The sequence below is a fragment of the Micromonospora zamorensis genome, assembly GCF_900090275.1.
GTDB lineage: Bacteria > Actinomycetota > Actinomycetes > Mycobacteriales > Micromonosporaceae > Micromonospora > Micromonospora zamorensis.
In genome coordinates this window covers 6,862,109-6,879,448 of record NZ_LT607755.1, presented here as the reverse complement: position 1 = coordinate 6,879,448, position 17,340 = coordinate 6,862,109, and the positions used below count along the sequence as shown (strand labels likewise).

19 protein-coding genes are annotated in these 17,340 nt (G+C 71.7%); 13 read left to right on the top strand and 6 right to left on the bottom strand.

Annotation, left to right across the window (positions count from 1 at the left end):
- Positions 1-60 precede the first annotated feature (60 nt).
- Positions 61-918, top strand: coding sequence for a zf-HC2 domain-containing protein (locus GA0070619_RS31035; protein ID WP_088951293.1), 858 nt, complete (start codon positions 61-63; stop codon positions 916-918).
- Between the two features lie 9 nt (positions 919-927).
- Here GA0070619_RS31035 and GA0070619_RS31030 read toward each other — a convergent pair whose 3' ends face one another.
- From GA0070619_RS31030 to GA0070619_RS31015, 4 genes are all read right to left on the bottom strand, one after another.
- Positions 928-1,602 carry a CGNR zinc finger domain-containing protein gene (locus GA0070619_RS31030; RefSeq protein WP_231927198.1) on the bottom strand — a complete coding sequence of 225 codons (675 nt, stop codon included), beginning with the start codon at positions 1,600-1,602 and terminating at the stop codon, positions 928-930.
- Complete coding sequence (locus GA0070619_RS31025) at positions 1,595-2,443, bottom strand: MBL fold metallo-hydrolase (protein WP_088951291.1); 849 nt, start codon at positions 2,441-2,443, stop codon at positions 1,595-1,597. Before GA0070619_RS31025 ends, GA0070619_RS31030 begins: the two co-directional genes overlap by 8 nt.
- Positions 2,444-2,575: 132 nt before the next feature.
- The gene (locus tag GA0070619_RS31020; protein WP_088951290.1) at positions 2,576-3,235 is read right to left on the bottom strand and encodes a TetR/AcrR family transcriptional regulator; all 660 of its coding nucleotides are present in this window, start codon (positions 3,233-3,235) and stop codon (positions 2,576-2,578) included.
- Between the two features lie 21 nt (positions 3,236-3,256).
- The gene (locus tag GA0070619_RS31015; RefSeq protein WP_088951289.1) at positions 3,257-3,664 is read right to left on the bottom strand and encodes a VOC family protein; all 408 of its coding nucleotides are present in this window, start codon (positions 3,662-3,664) and stop codon (positions 3,257-3,259) included.
- A gap of 100 nt (positions 3,665-3,764) precedes the next feature.
- Here GA0070619_RS31015 and GA0070619_RS31010 point away from each other — a divergent pair, with 100 nt between their 5' ends.
- The 9 genes from GA0070619_RS31010 (at position 3,765) to GA0070619_RS30970 (ending at position 12,800) form a co-directional block, all read left to right on the top strand.
- Positions 3,765-4,739 carry a helix-turn-helix transcriptional regulator gene (locus tag GA0070619_RS31010; RefSeq protein ID WP_088951288.1) on the top strand — a complete coding sequence of 325 codons (975 nt, stop codon included), beginning with the start codon at positions 3,765-3,767 and terminating at the stop codon, positions 4,737-4,739.
- A gap of 141 nt (positions 4,740-4,880) precedes the next feature.
- Positions 4,881-6,047: an acyl-CoA dehydrogenase family protein gene (locus GA0070619_RS31005; protein WP_088952171.1), complete on the top strand. Its 1,167-nt coding sequence runs from the start codon at positions 4,881-4,883 to the stop codon at positions 6,045-6,047.
- Complete coding sequence (locus GA0070619_RS31000; RefSeq protein WP_088951287.1) at positions 6,037-7,251, top strand: acetyl-CoA C-acetyltransferase; 1,215 nt, start codon at positions 6,037-6,039, stop codon at positions 7,249-7,251. Before GA0070619_RS31005 ends, GA0070619_RS31000 begins: the two co-directional genes overlap by 11 nt.
- 14 nt (positions 7,252-7,265) lie before the next feature.
- The gene (locus tag GA0070619_RS30995) at positions 7,266-9,422 is read left to right on the top strand and encodes a 3-hydroxyacyl-CoA dehydrogenase NAD-binding domain-containing protein (protein WP_088951286.1); all 2,157 of its coding nucleotides are present in this window, start codon (positions 7,266-7,268) and stop codon (positions 9,420-9,422) included.
- Entirely contained in the window at positions 9,419-10,540 is a 1,122-nt protein-coding gene (locus tag GA0070619_RS30990) for a CaiB/BaiF CoA transferase family protein (RefSeq protein WP_088951285.1), read from the top strand. Before GA0070619_RS30995 ends, GA0070619_RS30990 begins: the two co-directional genes overlap by 4 nt.
- A gap of 111 nt (positions 10,541-10,651) precedes the next feature.
- Positions 10,652-11,101, top strand: a complete 450-nt coding sequence (locus tag GA0070619_RS30985) for a YbaB/EbfC family nucleoid-associated protein (RefSeq protein WP_088951284.1) — start codon at positions 10,652-10,654, stop codon at positions 11,099-11,101.
- Between the two features lie 4 nt (positions 11,102-11,105).
- Complete coding sequence (locus tag GA0070619_RS30980; RefSeq protein ID WP_088951283.1) at positions 11,106-11,447, top strand: WXG100 family type VII secretion target; 342 nt, start codon at positions 11,106-11,108, stop codon at positions 11,445-11,447.
- Positions 11,425-12,510 (top strand): WXG100-like domain-containing protein, encoded by a 1,086-nt coding sequence (locus GA0070619_RS30975; protein ID WP_157744118.1) that lies wholly within the window; start codon positions 11,425-11,427, stop codon positions 12,508-12,510. Before GA0070619_RS30980 ends, GA0070619_RS30975 begins: the two co-directional genes overlap by 23 nt.
- Before the next feature lie 14 nt (positions 12,511-12,524).
- Positions 12,525-12,800 carry a hypothetical protein gene (locus tag GA0070619_RS30970; RefSeq protein WP_088951281.1) on the top strand — a complete coding sequence of 92 codons (276 nt, stop codon included), beginning with the start codon at positions 12,525-12,527 and terminating at the stop codon, positions 12,798-12,800.
- Positions 12,801-12,812: 12 nt separating this feature from the next.
- Here GA0070619_RS30970 and GA0070619_RS30965 read toward each other — a convergent pair whose 3' ends face one another.
- Complete coding sequence (locus tag GA0070619_RS30965) at positions 12,813-13,643, bottom strand: cytochrome c oxidase assembly protein (protein ID WP_197699582.1); 831 nt, start codon at positions 13,641-13,643, stop codon at positions 12,813-12,815.
- Positions 13,644-13,645: 2 nt separating this feature from the next.
- A complete protein-coding gene (locus tag GA0070619_RS30960; RefSeq protein ID WP_197699581.1) occupies positions 13,646-14,134 on the bottom strand; it encodes a DUF2243 domain-containing protein in 489 nt (162 codons plus the stop codon).
- 186 nt (positions 14,135-14,320) lie between these two features.
- On the opposite strand from GA0070619_RS30960, the gene GA0070619_RS30955 reads away from it, so the two are divergent.
- The 3 genes from GA0070619_RS30955 to GA0070619_RS30945 all read left to right on the top strand — a co-directional run bounded on the left by GA0070619_RS30955 (position 14,321) and on the right by GA0070619_RS30945 (position 17,340).
- Positions 14,321-15,586: a DUF2786 domain-containing protein gene (locus GA0070619_RS30955; protein WP_088951279.1), complete on the top strand. Its 1,266-nt coding sequence runs from the start codon at positions 14,321-14,323 to the stop codon at positions 15,584-15,586.
- Between the two features lie 147 nt (positions 15,587-15,733).
- Positions 15,734-16,090, top strand: coding sequence for a YciI family protein (locus GA0070619_RS30950; RefSeq protein ID WP_231927527.1), 357 nt, complete (start codon positions 15,734-15,736; stop codon positions 16,088-16,090).
- Complete coding sequence (locus GA0070619_RS30945; RefSeq protein ID WP_088951277.1) at positions 16,087-17,340, top strand: RNA polymerase sigma factor; 1,254 nt, start codon at positions 16,087-16,089, stop codon at positions 17,338-17,340. Before GA0070619_RS30950 ends, GA0070619_RS30945 begins: the two co-directional genes overlap by 4 nt.

Below are 17,340 nucleotides of genomic sequence, written 5' to 3'. Positions count from 1 at the left end.
ATTCCACAACAGGCCACGGTCCCCGGGAACCGGAGCGGCCCCCGGAGCGACTACCGGTACATGGGGTGTGAGCAGTGGCGGGAGGTCCTGTCCGCGCAGTTGGACGGGGAGGAGACCGCCGCCGAACTGACGGCGGTGCAGGGGCACCTCGACGGGTGTGCCGATTGTCGGGCCTGGTTCACGGCGGCGGCTGCGGTGACCCGTCGGGTTCGTACCCGTCTGGTCACCGACGTGCCCGACCGGACCGAGGCGATTCTGGCCGCCATCGCGGCGGCACCGGCCCGTCGGCCGTGGTGGCGGCGAGGCGGGTTGGTCGCGGGCGGTCGGTCGGTCGCCGGGCTGCGCGCGGCGTTCGGGCGCGGCAAGCTGGTCGCCGGGCTGCGCGCGGCGCTCGGGCTGCTCGGCGCGGTGCAGTTGGTGCTCGGGCTGGCCCAGGTGGGCCGGGGCGCCGCCGCCGATCACCTGCACCCCACCGGTCAGCACCTGTGGCACGAGTCAGCCGCCTGGAACGTCGCGGTGGGCGCCGGCTTCCTCTTCGTGGCGGTGCGTCGCAGCCCGCCGGCCGGGCTGCTGCCGATGCTCAGCGCGTTCGTCGGCACCTTGCTGCTGCTCTCGGTCAACGACCTGGCCACCGGCTCGGTGGGCGGTGAACGGTTGGTAAGCCACGGCTTCCTGGTGGTCGGCTACCTGATCACCGTGCTGCTGTCCCGGCCCGGTCTGCGCCCCGGTGGGCCCGCGCCGCAGCGGCAACCGACGCCGTCGCGCTGGCGGTTCGGCGCCGACGAGGTGGACCGGTCGCTGCGGGTGGTCCGCGCCGAGTCGTACCCGGCGCAGGCCGCCGACCGGTACGCCGCCCCGGCAGCGCGTACCGGCCGACCCGCGCGCAGCGGCCAGGCCGACGAACGCCGCGCCGCCTGACCGGCCAGGTCAATCCGCTTGCCGCTGGCGTGCGCGGTGGGCGCGCAGGTTGGTCGGGTGCCCGCAGACACGCACGGAGTGCCACACCCCGCTGTTGTTGCGCGAGCGGTCGTAGAACGCCACCCGGCAGCGGGGGTTGCGGCAGGTCTTGATCCGCCGCCCGACGTCGGCGAGTTGCGCCTCGAACAGCGCGGCGAGAACGAGCGAGATCAGCAGATCGGCTCCGACCCCGGCGGGGTCGAGGTGGACGGATCCGTTCCGATCGAGCCGAAGGGTGGCGCCGCTGGTCCGGGACCCGGTCGGTGCACGGTCCGGCGCCCCGGTGCCGGGTTGCCCAGGTTCCGCCGGGACGTGGAGTCTGGCGTCGATCCCGTCCCGCAGTTCCTCGCGGAAGATCCGCAGCGCCCGGAGTCCCGCAGCGTCAAGCGTGACGTCGGGTGCCGGCCGCCCGGTGGCCGTCGACCACTGGACGACGGCCTGCTGTGCCCACTCGGTAGCACTGGTCAGGTCGTCAAGGAGATCGGCCTGCCGTGGCACGCCAGCCGAGATCGTGTTGAGCAGATCCTGGACAAGCCCGAGACCCCCTGGGGCCTGGTCCAGCTCGTATCTGGCGGTGGCGATCCACGGCGCGACCACCACACCTGCCGCGCTGTCGGGAACCGAGGGCACCGTCAGCTCACTCACCGAGCAGGGCGAGCGCCCCGTACCACGCCGGTCCCGGATTCACCCAGTCTGGGTAGAGCCGCACCATCTCGTCGAAGAACTCTCGGGCAGTCGGCTTCTCGGCCAGCAGTCGCTCCACGTTCAGCAGGTAGTTCCGGGTCTGATCGATGCTGGCCGGGTCGTCCGGGCGGTCGCGGTTCTTGTGGCCGGCGACGACTGCGCGGGGCGCGAGCGCCTCGACGCGGTCGAGAGCCTTGAGCCATTCCCGCAGGCCACCGTCGGCTGTCTCCACGATGTACTGGTGAACGCCGTTGTAGACGACGTCACCGGCAACCACGAGGCCGATCGACGGGACGTGCAGGACTGTCGTCTGGTCGGTGTCGGTGTGCCCGGTCTCGACCGGCTGGATAAGGTTGCCCTCGAGCAGGAATCCATCGGCAGGCACGGGCACGGCGTCGACCGGTGTTTCCGGAATCAGGCCGGGGAAGACCTGGTCGAACAGCTGGCTCCGCCCGACGGTGGCCTGCTGGCGCATGACGTCGATGGTGCCGGGCGTCGCGTAGGTGACGGCCCCGGGGAAGCGCTTGACCAGCTCACCGGCGCCGAACCAGTGGTCGCCGTGCCCGTGAGTGGCGTAGATGTAGGTCAGCCGTTTGCCCGACTGTGCGATCCAGTCACCCACCGTCGCGATCTGCTCGTGAGTGAACGGGGGATCCACGAGGAGCGCCTCCTCGGTCCCGAAGATCAGCGTGGACGAGATCGGGTTCCAGTGGATCCGCGAGCCGTCCGGCATGCGCTGGTCACCCGCTCGAACCGGACCATCCGAGACGAAAACCTCGTAGGACAGGGCGGATGGGTTCATGCGTCCCCCTCGGTGATGTGACGAACCAGGTGCCGCAAGCACTGGCGTACCCCTGGGTCAGCGAAATAACCATAGCTCGTATGCCTATTTCACCCGCGCCATCGCTTCCATGGCCTGCGTCACCCACCCGGGTCAGGTCCTAGGCGGAATGCACCGACGACCGGTCGGACCGTCATCGGCGATGACCTGCGGGATGACCTGTTCGACGATGGTCAGCAGGGTGGTGGTGAGCAGCAGGTGCACCTGTGCGCGGGTCAGGGCGCCACGCTGTAGCCACTCCCGGGCGGTCGACGTCGCCAACCCGCAGTACGCCCGCACCATGCCGCGAAGCTCCTCGTGGTGCGCAGCCTGGCCAGCCAGACCGACGGCGACGAGCATCCGGTCCGCGGCGACCTCCTCGGCCTCGGCGAGCACCCGCTCGACGTCGGCGTCGCCGCCCATCCCCCGGGCGGTGACGGCGGCGAGCCAGGAGGTGCTGTGCCGGGACACCACGTCGAGGAACCAGGTGACGCTGGCGTCGACCCGGGTCCGCAGGTCCCCCTTGGGCAGGCGCTCCACGGCGACCTCCGGGATGGTCACCATGACCCGGACGACCTCCAGGTAGAGGCCCTTCTTGGCACCGAAGTAGTGGTTGACCAGGCCGCGAGCGACACCGGCCTCCCGGGCGATGTCGGTGGTCGACACGTCCGCGTACGGGCGTTCGCCGAACAGCCGGACCGCACACGCCAGGATCTGCCCCCGCCGGGCGTCCGGCTCCAAACGGCGGCGGCGCGGAGCCGTCTCGACACTCATCTGCCCGACCCTATCGGCAGCTCACCGATCGGCCGCCGTTCGCGCTCGCTGCACCCGGTCGACGACCGGGGTGAAGAAGTTGACCAGGTTGCCGTCGGGGTCGCGGAAGAGCAGGGCTCGGTTACCCCAGGGCATGGTCGTGGGCTCGTTCACGAAGTCCTCCACCACGTTCTTCAGCTTCTCGTAAAGCGCGTCCACGTCTGCCACGAGGAACTCGATGATCACGGTGTGGTTGTCGGCCGGGCGGGCCGACCCTGGCGCGAATAGCGGGACCGTGCGGGTACTGCCAATCGCCAGCGTGCCGTGGGCAGTGCGCAACTCGGCGAAGTCCTCGTTGCCCCAGGCCGCCTGCACGCCGGTGATCTTCTCGTAGAAGCCGACCAGGCGGTTGATGTCGCCAGTGATGATGCGGATCGAGACAAAATCCACTGTCTTCTCCCTGCTCAGTACGGTCGGGACCGGTCTGTCGTCAGGACGCTAACCTGAATACCGGACAGATCTGGTCCAGTATTCGGATTAGGTTCAGACCATGGCACGACCGACAGCCCAGGTGCTCGCACTGCTGGGGCTCTTGCAGTCCGGCGGTGTCCGGACAATGGCCGAGCTTGCCGAGCGCCTCGGTGTCGAACCGCGCACGGTGCGGCGCTATGTGAGTCACCTGGTCGACCTCGACGTGCCAGTGGAGTCGGTGCGCGGTCGCTACGGCGGGTATCGGCTCGCCGCCGGCTATCGTCTGCCGCCGCTGATGTTCAGCGACGACGAAGCCTTGGCCGTCCTGCTCGGCCTGGTTGCCGGCCGCCGTGCCGGGCTGGCGACGGCTACAGGTACGGCGGGTGAGACTGCCGCCGCGAAAATCCGGCGCGTCCTGCCGTCGCGGATCGCGGACCGGCTGGACGCCGTACTCCAGTCCCTAGCCTTCACCACCGAACCCGACGACTTCCCTGCGCCGCAGGCAGATGTACTACTCACCGTCGCCGAGGCGGTCCGCCAGCAGCGGCCGATCTCACTCCAGTACACCTCGCGCAACGGCAGGCGTAGCGTCCGCGCCCTGCATCCGTTCGGGCTGGTCAACCATGCGGGCCGGTGGTATGTCATCGGGGCCGATCCGGATATCGGTGAGGATCGAACCCTTCGGCTCGACCGCATCGCGGACGCGAGAACGCTGCCCGGCTCGTTCGAGCCGCCCGCCGGGAACGATCCGGCAGGGCACCTCCTCACCTCGATGGCACAGGCGCCCTACCAGCATGCGGTGTCGCTACGGATACAAGGAACACCTGAGCAGATCCGCAGGCAGCTACCGGCCAGCGTCGCCGAGGTGCGGGAGGGTGCGGACGAAGGCTGGCAGGACGTGGAGATCCGGGCAGAGAGTCTCGACTGGTTACCCGGTGTGCTCGCCGCGCTCGACCTGCCGTTCGTCATCGAACGCCCGGACGAACTCCGCGACCGTGTCGTCGCACTCGCTGAGCGGTTGGCGGCATCCGGACGACGTGAGTCGCCGTCGTAGCGGGCAGTCGCGAGGCGTACGCCCGGCACGTGGCGCTGGCGGGCTGCGGACATCTGCCCTTCGCGGACGACCCAGAACCGGTCTCCGCCCGCGGATCTCTACTTATTGACATGCCGCCAACAGCGCGCGAGGGTGGTGCACATGCCGACGCCCCCACTCGACGGTCCCCTCTCGCCCTGGCGCGAGCCGGAGCACGACGACCTGGCCGACCTGGCCCGCACCTTCTTCACCAAGGAGGTCCTGCCGCACGCCGACCGCCTTCAGGAGCAGGGCCACCCGGACCGCGAGCACTACCGGCGCGCCGGTGAGCTGGGGCTGCTCGGCCTGTCCGTCCCGGAGGAGTACGGCGGCGGGGGCGGTGGGTTCACCCACGAGGCCGTGATGCTGCACGAGCAGGCGTACACCGGGGAGAGCAGCCTCGGGCTGGCCGTCCACAGTGGCATCGTCACCGGTTACCTGGTCGCGTACGGCAGCGAGGAGCAGAAGCGACGCTGGCTGCCCGGCCTGTGCAGCGGCGAGCTGGTCGGCGCGATCGCGATGACCGAGCCAGACGGCGGCTCCGATCTTCAGGCGATGCGGACCAGGGCGGTCCGTGACGGCGACGACTACCTGGTCACCGGCGCGAAGACGTTCATCACCAACGGTGGCCTGGCCGATCTGATCATCGTGGCCGTGAAGACCGACCCCGAGCAGCGGGCAGCCGGCGTCTCCCTGCTGATCTGCGAGGTGGGCGGCGACCCGGAAGGCTTCCGCCGCGGCCGACTGTTGTCCAAGATCGGGCTGCACGCCAACGACACCGCAGAGCTGTTCTTCGACGAGTTCCGGGTACCGGCGGCCAACCTGCTCGGCGGCGCCGAAGGGCTGGGCTTCATCCAGCTCATGCAGCAGCTCCCGCAGGAACGGCTGGTGATCGGCGTCGGCGCGGTCGCGGCAATGGAACGGGCCGTCGCGCTGACCGTCGCGTACGCCAAGGAGCGCACCGCCTTCGGCAAGACCCTGATGGGCCACCAGAACACCCGGATGGTGCTCGCCGAGTGCGCGACGCGTACCCGGGTCAGCCGGGTCTTCCTGGACGACTGCATCGTCCGGCACAGCCGCGGCGACCTGGACGTGGCGACCGCGGCGATGGCGAAGTCGTGGCTCACCGACGGGCAGTGCGAGGTCATCGACCGGTGCCTGCAACTGTTCGGCGGCTACGGCTACACGACGGAATACCCGATCGCCCGGATGTACGCCGACGCCCGCGTCCAGAAGATCTACGGCGGCACCAACGAGATCATGAAGGAGCTGATCGCCCGTGCCCTCTGAGGCGTACGTCTATGACGCGGTCCGCACCCCGCGCGGACGCGGCCGGGACACCGGCGCGCTGCACGGGGTCAAGCCGATCTCCCTGGTGGTCGGCCTGATCGACGCGTTGCGTGAGCGCAATCCCGGCCTGGACGTCGGTCGGCTGGAGGATCTGCTGCTGGGCATCGTGACTCCGGTCGGCGAGCAGGGTGGCGACCTGGCACGGGCCGCCGCGCTGCTGGCCGGGCTGCCCGACGAGGTTGGTGGGGTGCAGCTCAACCGGTTCTGCGCCTCCGGGCTGGAGGCGGTCAACTCCGCCGCCGCGCGGATCCGCTCCGGCTGGGAGCACCTGTTGCTCGCCGGCGGGGTGGAGTCGATGTCCCGGGTGCCGATGGGCTCCGACGGCGCGGCCTGGGCCACCGACCCGCAGACCGCCCTGGCCACGTCGTTCGTGCCGCAGGGGGTCAGCGCCGACCTGATCGCGACCCTGGAGGGCTTCACCCGCGACGACGTGGACGGCTACGCGCTGCGGTCGCAGGAGCGGGCCGCCAAGGCGATGGCCGGCGGGTACTTCGCCCGCTCGGTGGTGCCGGTCCGTGACGGCAACGGGCTGGACATCCTCACCGTCGACGAGCACCCGCGCCCGGAGACCACCCGGGAGGCGCTGGCCCGGCTCATCCCATCCTTCGCCACGATGGGTGAGGCGGCGGGCTTCGACGCGGTCGCGTTGCAGAAGTTCCACTGGCTGGAGGCCATCGAGCACGTCCACCACGCCGGCAACTCGTCCGGCATCGTGGACGGCGCGGCGCTGGTGCTGATCGGTTCGGAGCAGGTGGGTCGGGATCTCGGCCTCACTCCGCGCGCCCGGATCGCCGGCGCGGCGGTCACCGGCGCGGACCCGACGCTGATGTTGACCGGCCCGATCCCGGCCACCCACAAGGCGCTCGCCGTCGCCGGGCTCACCCTCGACGACATCGACCTGTTCGAGATCAACGAGGCGTTCGCCGCTGTGGTGCTCAAGTACGTCCGCGACCTGGGCCTCGACCCGGACCGGGTGAACGTCAACGGCGGGGCGATCGCTCTCGGCCATCCGCTCGGCGCGACCGGAGCGATGCTGCTCGGCACCGCGTTGGACGAGTTGGAGCGCCGCGACCTGCGCCGCGCCGTGGTGACCCTCTGCATCGGTGGCGGCATGGGCGTCGCCACCGTTCTCGAGCGCTGCTGACCCGGAGGACGACCATGACCACCACCATCCGGTACGACCGCGGCGCCGACGGCATCGTCACGCTCACCCTGGACGACCCCGAGCAGTCCGCCAACACCATGAACCGCGCGTACGCCGCCTCGATGAGCGCGATCCTCGACCGGCTGGAGGCCGAACGCGACGACGTGACCGGAGTCATCGTGACCAGCGCGAAGTCGACGTTCTTCGCCGGCGGTGACCTGCCCGAGATGATCCGGGCCACCCGCGAGGACGCGCCCGCGCTGGCGGAGCTGCTCGGCACCATCAAACGGGACCTGCGCCGCCTGGAGACACTGGGCCGGCCGGTGGTCGCGGCCGTCAACGGCTCCGCGCTCGGCGGCGGGCTGGAGATCGCGCTCGCCTGCCACCACCGGATCGCGCTGGACGTGCCGGACAGCCGGCTCGGGCTGCCCGAGGTGACCCTGGGCCTGCTGCCCGGGGCCGGCGGTGTCACCCGGACGGTACGGATGCTCGGCCTGGCGGGTGCGCTGACCACTGTGCTGCTCACCGGCCGGCGGATGCGCCCGTCCGATGCCCTGGCCGCCGGCATCGTGGACGAGGTGGTCGCCACCGAGGCGGAGCTGCTGGACCGCGCGCGGGCCTGGATCGCCGCGAACCCGTCTCCCAAACAGCCGTGGGACCGACCGGACTACCGGATGCCCGGTGGCACCCCGGCCAGCCGTTCTCTGGCCGCCCAGCTGCCCGCCTTCCCGGCCACCCTGCGCAAGCAGCTCAAGGGTGCCCGGCTGCCCGCACCCGAGGCGATCCTGGCCACCGCCGTCGAAGGCGCACAGGTCGACCTGGAGACCGCCCTGACCGTGGAGACCCGGCACCTGATCGGCCTGCTCACCGGGCAGGTCGCCAAGAACATGATCGGGGCCTTCTTCTTCGATCTGAAGGCCGTCAACGGTGGTGCCGCCCGACCGTCCGTCGACGTTCCGCCGGTGCGGCGGGTGGCGGTGCTCGGCGCCGGCATGATGGGCGCGGGCATCGCGTACGTCTGCGCCAGCGCCGGCCTGGACGTCGTGGTCAGGGACGTCTCGCCCGAGGCCGCCGGGCGGGCCCGGGAGCACGCCGAACGGCTGCTGGCCCGCAAGGTCCGTAAGGGCCGCGCCACGGAGGCGGAGGCCCGCGCGGTGCTGGACCGGATCACCACCACCGACCAGGTGGACGCCCTCGCTGGATGCGACGCGGTCATCGAGGCGGTCTTCGAGGACCCGGCGCTGAAGCAGGCCGTGTTCGCCGAGGTGCTGCCGGTGCTGGCGCCCGACGCGCTGATCGCCTCCAACACCTCTACCCTGCCGATCACCGGGCTCGCCGCCGGGGTGGACCGCCCGGCCGACTTCATCGGCATGCACTTCTTCTCCCCGGTGGACCGGATGCCCCTGCTGGAGATCGTGGTCGGCGAACGGACCGGTGACGCCGCGCTGGCGCGGGCGTTCGACCTGGGTCGGCGGATCGGCAAGACCCCGATCGTGGTCAACGACGGCCGGGGTTTCTTCACCAGCCGGGTGATCGGCCGGTTCATCGACGAGGCGGTCGGCATGGTCGCCGAGGGTGTTCCCGCCGCCTCGGTGGAGCAGGCCGCCCTTCAGGCCGGCTATCCCACCGGGCCGCTCGCGCTGGCCGACGAGGTCAGCCTCATCCTGATCCAGCGGATCCGCCGCCAGTTCGAGGCGGCCAGCGAGGAGTTCCTGCCGCTGCCGGCGCACCGGCTCGTCGACGAGCTGGTCGACGCGTACGACCGGCCGGGGCGTGCCGCTGGGCGCGGCTTCTACTCCTACGACGAGGGCACCCGCGGCCGGCTCTGGCCCGGCCTTGCCGACCTGGCCACCGACGCTGGTCGGGCGGTGCCCTTCACCGACCTCCAGGAGCGGATGCTCTTCGCCGAGGCGCTGGACGCGCTGCGCTGCCTCGACGAGGGCGTGCTGCGTACCGAGACCGACGCCAACATCGGCTCGATCTTCGGCATCGGCTTCCCGGCCTGGACCGGAGGGGTGATCCGCTACGTCCGGCAGTACGCGGGCGGCCCGGCCGGCTTCGCGGCCCGCGCCACCGAACTGGCTGACCGCTACGGCGACCGGTTCACACCCCCCGCCGACCTGGTCGACCGGCTGGCCGCCCGTCCCGCCGAAACGGCCGGCGTCGCGTGACGGCGGCGCGGGGTGGGCCGCTCGCCGGGGTGCGGGTGGTCGAACTCGCGAGCCTCGCCCCGGCGCCGTTCGGGTGCATGGTGCTCGCGGACCTCGGCGCGGACGTGGTGCGGGTGGACCGGCCGGGCGCTCCGGGTGCGGGGCGCCTGGCCGCGCCGACCGGCGGGCCGTTGCAGCGCGGCCGGCGGGTCACCACGCTGGACCTGAAGTCCCCGGCCGGCATGGCGGACCTGCTGCGCCTGACCGAGCGGGCGGACGTGCTGGTCGAGGCGTACCGGCCGGGGGTCGCTGAGCGGCTCGGCTTCGGCCCTGAGGTGTGCCAGGCCCGCAACCCCAGACTGGTGTACGCGCGGATGACCGGCTGGGGTCAGGACGGCCCGCTGGCGGCCCGCGCCGGGCACGACATCGACTACATCGCTGTCGCCGGGGCGTTGGAGCCGTTGGGCCGGGCCGGCGAGCGCCCGTACGCGCCGATGAACCTGCTCGGCGACTTCGGCGGAGGCGGCATGCTGCTCGCCGTCGGCGTGCTGGCCGCGCTGCTGGAACGGGAACGCTCCGGTGTCGGTCAGGTGGTCGACGCGGCGATGGTGGACGGTTCGGCTCTTCTCACGTCGTTCCTGCACGGGCTGCTCGGCACCGGACTGTGGGCGGCGCCGCGCGGGCGCAACATGTTCGACGGCGGTGCGCCGTTCTACGACACGTACGTCACCTCGGACGGCGGTTTCATGGCCGTCGGCGCGATGGAACCGGCCTTCTACGCCGTACTGCTCGCGGGCCTCGACCTCGCCGACGACCCGGACCTGCCCGCGCAGTACGACCCGAGCGGCTGGGACGAGCTGCGGCGACGGTTCACCGAGCGGTTCGCCGAGCGGACCCGGGACGAGTGGACGGCGGTCTTCGCCGACCTGGATGCCTGCGTCGCGCCGGTGCTCGCCCCCGGTGAGGCGCACCAGCATCCGCACAACGCCGCCCGGGGCACGTTCGTCGAGGTTGGCGGCGAGATCCAGCCGGCTCCAGCGCCACGCTTCGACCGGACGCCGACTGACCGACCGGCCCCCGCGCCGGACCCGGAACGGGACGTCCTGCCGGTCGAGGAGATCCTCACCGGGTGGCAGTGAAGCCCCTCATCTGCGCCGTCCACACGGGACGCTCAGGGCCGCGAACCTGGTGGCCGCGTTGGTACTGTCGCTCCCCGAGGGGGAAGGACCGCGAATCGTAGGGGGACGAGCATGGCGAGTGCGATCGATCCGTCTGGCCTGAGCCGGTCGCTCGAAGAGACGATGCGCCTGCTGAGCCAGGCCACAGCCACCACCTCGGCGCAGCCGGACGCCGACGACGATCGGGCCGTACCGACCGCCGAGCAGATGGTGGGGCGGGGCGTCGGCGGTGACGGCCTCGTTGAGGCGGAGGTTTCCGCATTCGGTGGTCTGCGCAGCCTCGTGATCGACCCGAGCCTGTCCCGCGCCGGCACCAGCGCGATCGCCGAGTACGTCCTGGAGGCGGTCCAGGCGGCCCAGGCGGATGAGCGCGCCCGACGTGCCGAGCTGACCGCGGCGGCTGCTGCCGACGGAGCGGCCCTGACCGAGCAGCTCGAACGGGCCTCCGAGGACGCGTTCCGCGGGTTCCAGCGGATGATCGGCGACCTCGACGCGGTGACCCGTCGGATGGATCGACGCTGAGTCGATGCCTGACGGGATTGAGGTCGACCTCGACGCTCTCCGTGCCGCAGCGGATTCGCTCGCGGCCACCGGGCAGCAACTCGGGGCGGAGGTCAGCGGTCTTGAGTCGACGGTGAACGGGGCGGGTAATCCGTGGGGCGCCGACGAGGCGGGCTCTCTCTTCGGCGCCGTCTACGTTGAGGTACTGACGCACGCGCTGGACGTGTACCGGTCGATGGCCGACCAGTTGTTGGAGGCCGCCGCGAACCTCGATCAGGGGGCCGACGCGCACGAGGCGACCGACACCGCCAACGCGGAGCTCTTCACCAGGATGGAGCTGCCTCATGGGTATGCAGCTACCTCCTGAGCTGGCCGAGGCTCTGGGCTGGGTCGGTTTCACCTGGCCGACGGCCGACGAGGAGTTGTTGTTCGAGGCGTCGCAGATGTGGTTCGCGTTCGCCGGTCGGCTGCGTACGGCGGTCGGTGAGGCGCAGGCGGGCGCGGCGAAGGTCGGCGCGACCAACCGCGGGGAGGACGTCCGCGCGTTCGAGTTGGCCTGGAACGGCGAGGAGGGTGCACCGCGCCGGATGGAGGACGGCGCGGAGGCGGCCGAGCTGATCGGCATGGCGTTGCTGGTGATGGCCATCATCACCCTGACGCAGAAGATCCTGGTGATCATCCAGCTGGTGATCCTCGTGGTTCAGGTGGCGATCGCGCTGGCGGCTGCGGCCCCCAGCCTGGGTGCCTCGCTGGCCCAGATCCCCGTCTCGATCGGCCTGGCCCGGATGGCGATCCAGCGGATCATCAAGGAGGTCGTCGAGCGGGTCGTCAAGGAAATCATTCCGCGTCTGTTGAAGCGGGCGAAGACGTTGCTGCGCCGATTCACCCGCAAGGGCGGGGGGCGTAAAGGCCCGGGACGGCCCGGTGTGCCCGGCCCGCACACGACGCCCCGCTATAACCACACCCAGCCGATGCTCGACAAGTACCGCAACGAGCACCTGCCGGGAGGGCACTTCCCGACGGCCGTGCGCCGGCTCAGTCCGGAGGAGCTCGAACAGCATCGGGTGTTCTTCGACAGCAACGGCGTCCTGCGCAGCGCGAAGAATGGCGAGCCGTTCGACACCGCGAGCGCCCAGACAGTCTTCAGTGGAGACGGTCGAGCGATCTTCGTGATGGACCGGAACGGCAACCTGTACGCCTCCAACTACCAGAAGGTGGGCGACTTCCACCACTCGACGCTGGGTAACGGGCAGCCCGTCGCAGCGGCGGGCGAGCTGGTCGTGAAGGACGGTATGGTCCAGCAGGCGACGGCGCGCAGCGGTCATTACCAGCCCGACGTGAGCCACATGGCCAACCTCGACGCCGAGTTCAAGCGGAACGGCCTCGGCGACGTCCCGATCCTGGGCTGGGACGGCAGTCAGATCTTCTAGGGGAGCAGACGAGCATGGGTACGGACAGTTGGAAGGGCCACGTCAACGGGATCCTCTACGGGATCCAGTTCGACCGGGCGCTCGACGACACGGTCGTGACCCGGGTCGCCGACGGGGTGGTCCGCGGGCTCTATCCGGGAGGGCGGGCCGAGACGCTGGACGCGCTCGAGCAGGCGCTGCGCTACTCGGGCCCGCTCAACGACCAGGCCGAGACGCACCACAGCGAGGAAAGCATCCGCGAGTTCCTCAGCCGGCTCGTCACCGCCCTGAACGCCCGCGCCGCGAGTTGAGCAGCGATCGCGTCAGGGAGCGGCCTTCTCTGCGGCGATCGGCCTGATCAAGCCGGGCGCCCGGGTCGCACAACGGCGTGCCCGACGCCAGTACCAGCTTCCGAAGAGGGCGATGGCGAGAAGCAGTTCGGCGACGTCGCCGCCGTAGTACATGAGTTGGGCGGCCGACTGGAACGCCGCCGGGTCCCGGTCGGTGAGGCCGGGTGGCAGGGTCTCGGCGTTCGCGTACAGGTACTTGGCCAGCACGGCGTGACCGGCCGCCGCCCCCAGCAGCGCGCCCACCCGTACCGCCAGGCCGGGTCGACGCGGCGCCGGGTCCGGGCCGGCCAGGGACCAGGCGAAGAGATAGCCGGCGGCGACATAGTGCAGGTGCAGGGCGTGGTGCAGCGCAGAGTGACGTTCGGCCGCCGCGTACAGCGGGGTGAGCAGCACCAGCGCCAGCCCACCCGTGCTGAGCAGCGCGGCGGTGACCGGGTGCGCGATCAGGTGCAGCGGACGGGCGCGCAGCAGCCGGCCCACCACCCGGCGTACGGGCGGCGGGGCGACCCGCAGCAGCAACGTCACCGGGGCGCCGAGCACCAGCCCGAGCGGGGCCAGCATGCCGAGCAGCAGGTGCTGCGCCATGTGCCCGCGCGGGTCGTCCGGCAGCGGGGTAAGCGGCCCGACGGCGACCGCCAGCAGGGCGCAGCCGACCAGCCAGGCGGCGGTGCGCCGGTGGTCCCAACCCCGCGGGTCGCGTACGGCCGCCAGCAGGTAGCCGACGGCCAGCAGCACGACCGGGAGCAGCGGGAACCAGCTCGGGCCCTCCGCCACGTGCCCGCCGTGCGCGAACGCGGGCGGCACGGTCACCGTCCCCGACGGCCGTCGCCCGGCCGCCGGGACCGGGCCCACCAGACCACGGCGACGCCGGCCAGCAGCAGCACAGCGCCGGACGCGATCCACACCACGTCGTACGGCAGCAGGTGCACGCCGTAGCGGATCTGGTGCAGCCGGAGCACCTTGTGGTCGACCACCCCGTCGAAGACCTGGAACCCTCCGGCGCCGAGCAGGAATCCGCCCCAGGCCAGCCGGGTCGACAGGGCACGTCGTCGACGCAGGTCGGCGAACCAGAAGAACCCACCGACCAGGATGATCACCTCGGCGGCGTGCAGCAGCCCGTCGGAGAGCAGCGCCACCGACGGGGTGGACCGGTCGTAGAAGTGGTGCCACGCCAGCAACTGGTGGAAGACGATCTCGTCCACCGCAGCCATGATGGCGATGCCGATCAGGACGCCGACGAGCGTGGAGGAACGTACGTCGGCGGTGCGTGCACTCGGCAGGCTCGAATCGGCCACCACACACCTCGCATCCACCTCGGGGTCAGGTCGGAAACTACCCCGAACATGTCGAAACATGCCCAGTCAGCGCCGCCGCGGGCCATCCCCGTTTCACGACTCGCACACCACTAGCGGCATGATCATGCAGCCTGAAGGGGCAGCGAACACCGAGCCGAGCAACCAGAGCCCGAGAAGGAGGTGCCCGTGCCGGACGCGGACGAACTCGTCGCCAACGCACTCGCGGCGGTGCGCGGCACCGACGTACGGCAGGCCGAACGGCAGCTGGACCAACTGATGGTCGGCACCGGCGCGGCGGACGGCACCACGGCGGTGGACGCGGCCCTGCTGCGTCGCCTGGTCCGCGCGCTGGGCCGGCTCTGGCCGCGTGGCTGGCAGCCGGTCGACGTGGACCGGCTCACCAGCCGGCGGCTCGACCCCCGCTCGGCGCGGCTGGTCCGCGAGGCGATGGCCGCCCAACGGCGTGAGCAGGCCGAACCGATCCCGGCCTGGTGGGACGACCAGCTACGCGAGTTGACCGCCGACGTCCGGGACGACGGCCATGACGTGCTGGCTGCCTGGACCGCCGCGGAGGGGCTGGACCGGGCGGACGCGCTCCGCGCGGCCGTGGACACTCTCGCGCTGGTGGAGAGCCTGCCGCCGATCGCGGTGCTGCGCCCACCGCCGGGCACGACCGGCGCGCTCACCTCCCGGTCGGCGGGCACGACGCGCAGCGGGTCACCGATGCTGGACCGGGTCCGGGCGCTGCTGGCGAAGGCCGAGTCGACCACCTTCCCGGCCGAGGCGGAGGCGTTGACCGGTAAGGCGCAGGAGCTGATCGCCCGGCACAGCATCGACGAGGCGCTGCTGGCGGCCGGGTCGGAGCGCGGCGACGTGCCCGGTGGGGTGCGCCTGAGCACCGACACTCCGTACGCGGGCGCGAAGGCGCTGCTGGTGCAGGAGGTGGCGGCGGCGAACAGGTGCGAGGCGGTCTGGTCCGACGATCTCGGCTTCGCCACCGTGCTGGGCTGGCCGGCCGATCTGGTGGCGGTGGAGCTGCTCTACACGTCGCTGCTGGTCCAGGCCACGGCCGCGATGTTGCGCGGGCGCGCTGAGCGCCGGTCGGGGTCGGGGCGGCGCACGAAGGTGTGGGACGAGTCCTTCCTCAACGCGTTCGCGCTGCGGATCGGCGAGCGGCTGCGTACGGCCACCGAGGCGGCGACCGAAGCGGCGGACCAGGCGTCGGCCGAGACGGCCGGGGCGGAGCGACTGTTGCCGGTGCTCGCCGCCCGGGGCGAGGCCGTCCGGGAACGACTGGACACCCTCTTCCCCGGCGTGACCCGGCACCGGCTCAGCGTCCGGGACGCCGAGGGCTGGTCCTCCGGCACGTCGGCCGCCGACCGGGCCTCGTTGGACGTCGGTGGCGGGCGCAAGCAGCCCCGACAGGTGCCCGGCCGGCCCGATCGCCGCTGACCCGACCGGCGTGGGACCACCACCGGCGAAGTTATCTGCGATTTTCTTCGGTACGCCGTAGGGAACGGGTTGTCGGCTCCGACCCTCCGGTGAGCCGCGCCCCGACCGGGGGTGCGACCAGAGCTGAGGAGCACCGCCGTGAAGTACATGCTGCTGATCTGGAACCGGCCCGGCTTCACCGAGGAGCTGACCGAGCAGGACCGCACCACTCTCTTCGGCGAGGTCGACGAGATCATGAAGGAGCTGACCGAGACCGGCGAGCTGGTCGACGGCCAGGCGCTGGCCAACCCGTCGCAGACGTTGACGGTCCGGCAGATCGACGGCAGCACCGAGATCGTCGACGGGCCGTTCATGGAGAGCAAGGAGCAGTTCGCCGGTTACCTGACCGTCGAGTGCGACAGCCCGCAGCGGGCCGCCGAGATCGCGGCCCGCTGGCCGGACGTCCGTTACGGCGGCGCGATGGAGGTCCGCCCGGTGATGGAGCAGGCCGGGACGGAGATGTGACCGAGGACCGGACGGTCGAGGATCTGCTGCGCACCCTCGCGCCGCAGGTCCTCGGCCTGCTGGTCCGCCGGCACGGCCAGTTCGACCGGTGCGAGGACGCGGTCCAGGAGGCGCTGCTGGCCGCCGCGACACAGTGGCCCGGGCAGGGCGTACCGGACAGTCCCCGCGCCTGGCTGTTCACCGTGGCCACCCGCCGGCTCACCGACGAGTGGCGCAGCGAGAGCGCTCGCCGGGACCGCGAGGTGGCGGTGGCGCTGCGCGAGCCGGCGTACGCCAAGGTGGCGCCGGCGGCCGACGCGGAGCCGGCGGCGCCAGCCGCGGACGACACCCTGACGCTGCTGTTCCTCTGCTGCCACCCGGCGCTGACCGGATCGGCGCAGGTGACGCTCACCCTGCGCGCGGTCGGTGGTCTCAGCACCGCCCAGATCGCCCGGGCGCACCTGGTGCCGGAGGCGACGATGAGTCAACGGATCCGCCGGGCCAAGCAGCGGATCGAGGCCGCCGGGGCCCGGTTCACGATGCCCGAGCCGGCTGAGCGGGACGAGCGGCTGCGGTCGGTGCTCCGGGTGCTCTATCTGATCTTCAACGAGGGGTACACCGCGTCGAGTGGCCCGGACCTGCACCGGGCCGAGCTGACCGGCGAGGCGATCCGGCTGGCCCGCATCCTGCGCGGGCTGCTGCCCGACGACGGCGAGGTGGCCGGGCTGCTGGCGCTCATGCTGCTCACCGACGCGCACCGGGCGGCCCGGCTCGGCCCGGACGGGGAACTGGTGCCCCTCGCCGAGCAGGACCGCACCCGGTGGGACTCGGCTGCCATCGCGGAGGGCATCGCGCTGATCACCGAGGCGTTGACCTGGTCTCCGCCGGGCCCGTACCAGCTCCAGGCGGCGATCGCCGCCGTGCACGCCGAGGCGTCGACGGCGGCGGAGACGGACTGGCGGCAGATCGTCGCGCTCTACCGACTGCTGGCCCGGATCGCGCCGAACCCGATGATCACCCTCAACCAGTCGGTGGCGGTGGCGATGGTGGACGGGCCAGGGGCCGGGCTCGCGCTGCTCACACCGCTGATCGCCGACGAGCGCACGGCCGGGCACCATCGGCTCGCCGCCGTCCGGGCGCACCTGTTGGAGATGGCCGGGGACGCCGAGGCGGCGCGGGAGGCGTACCTGGCCGCGGCACGCGGCACCACGAGCCTGCCCGAGCAGCGGTATCTGGAGCTGAAGGCCAGCCGACTGACTGGGCAGCGATGA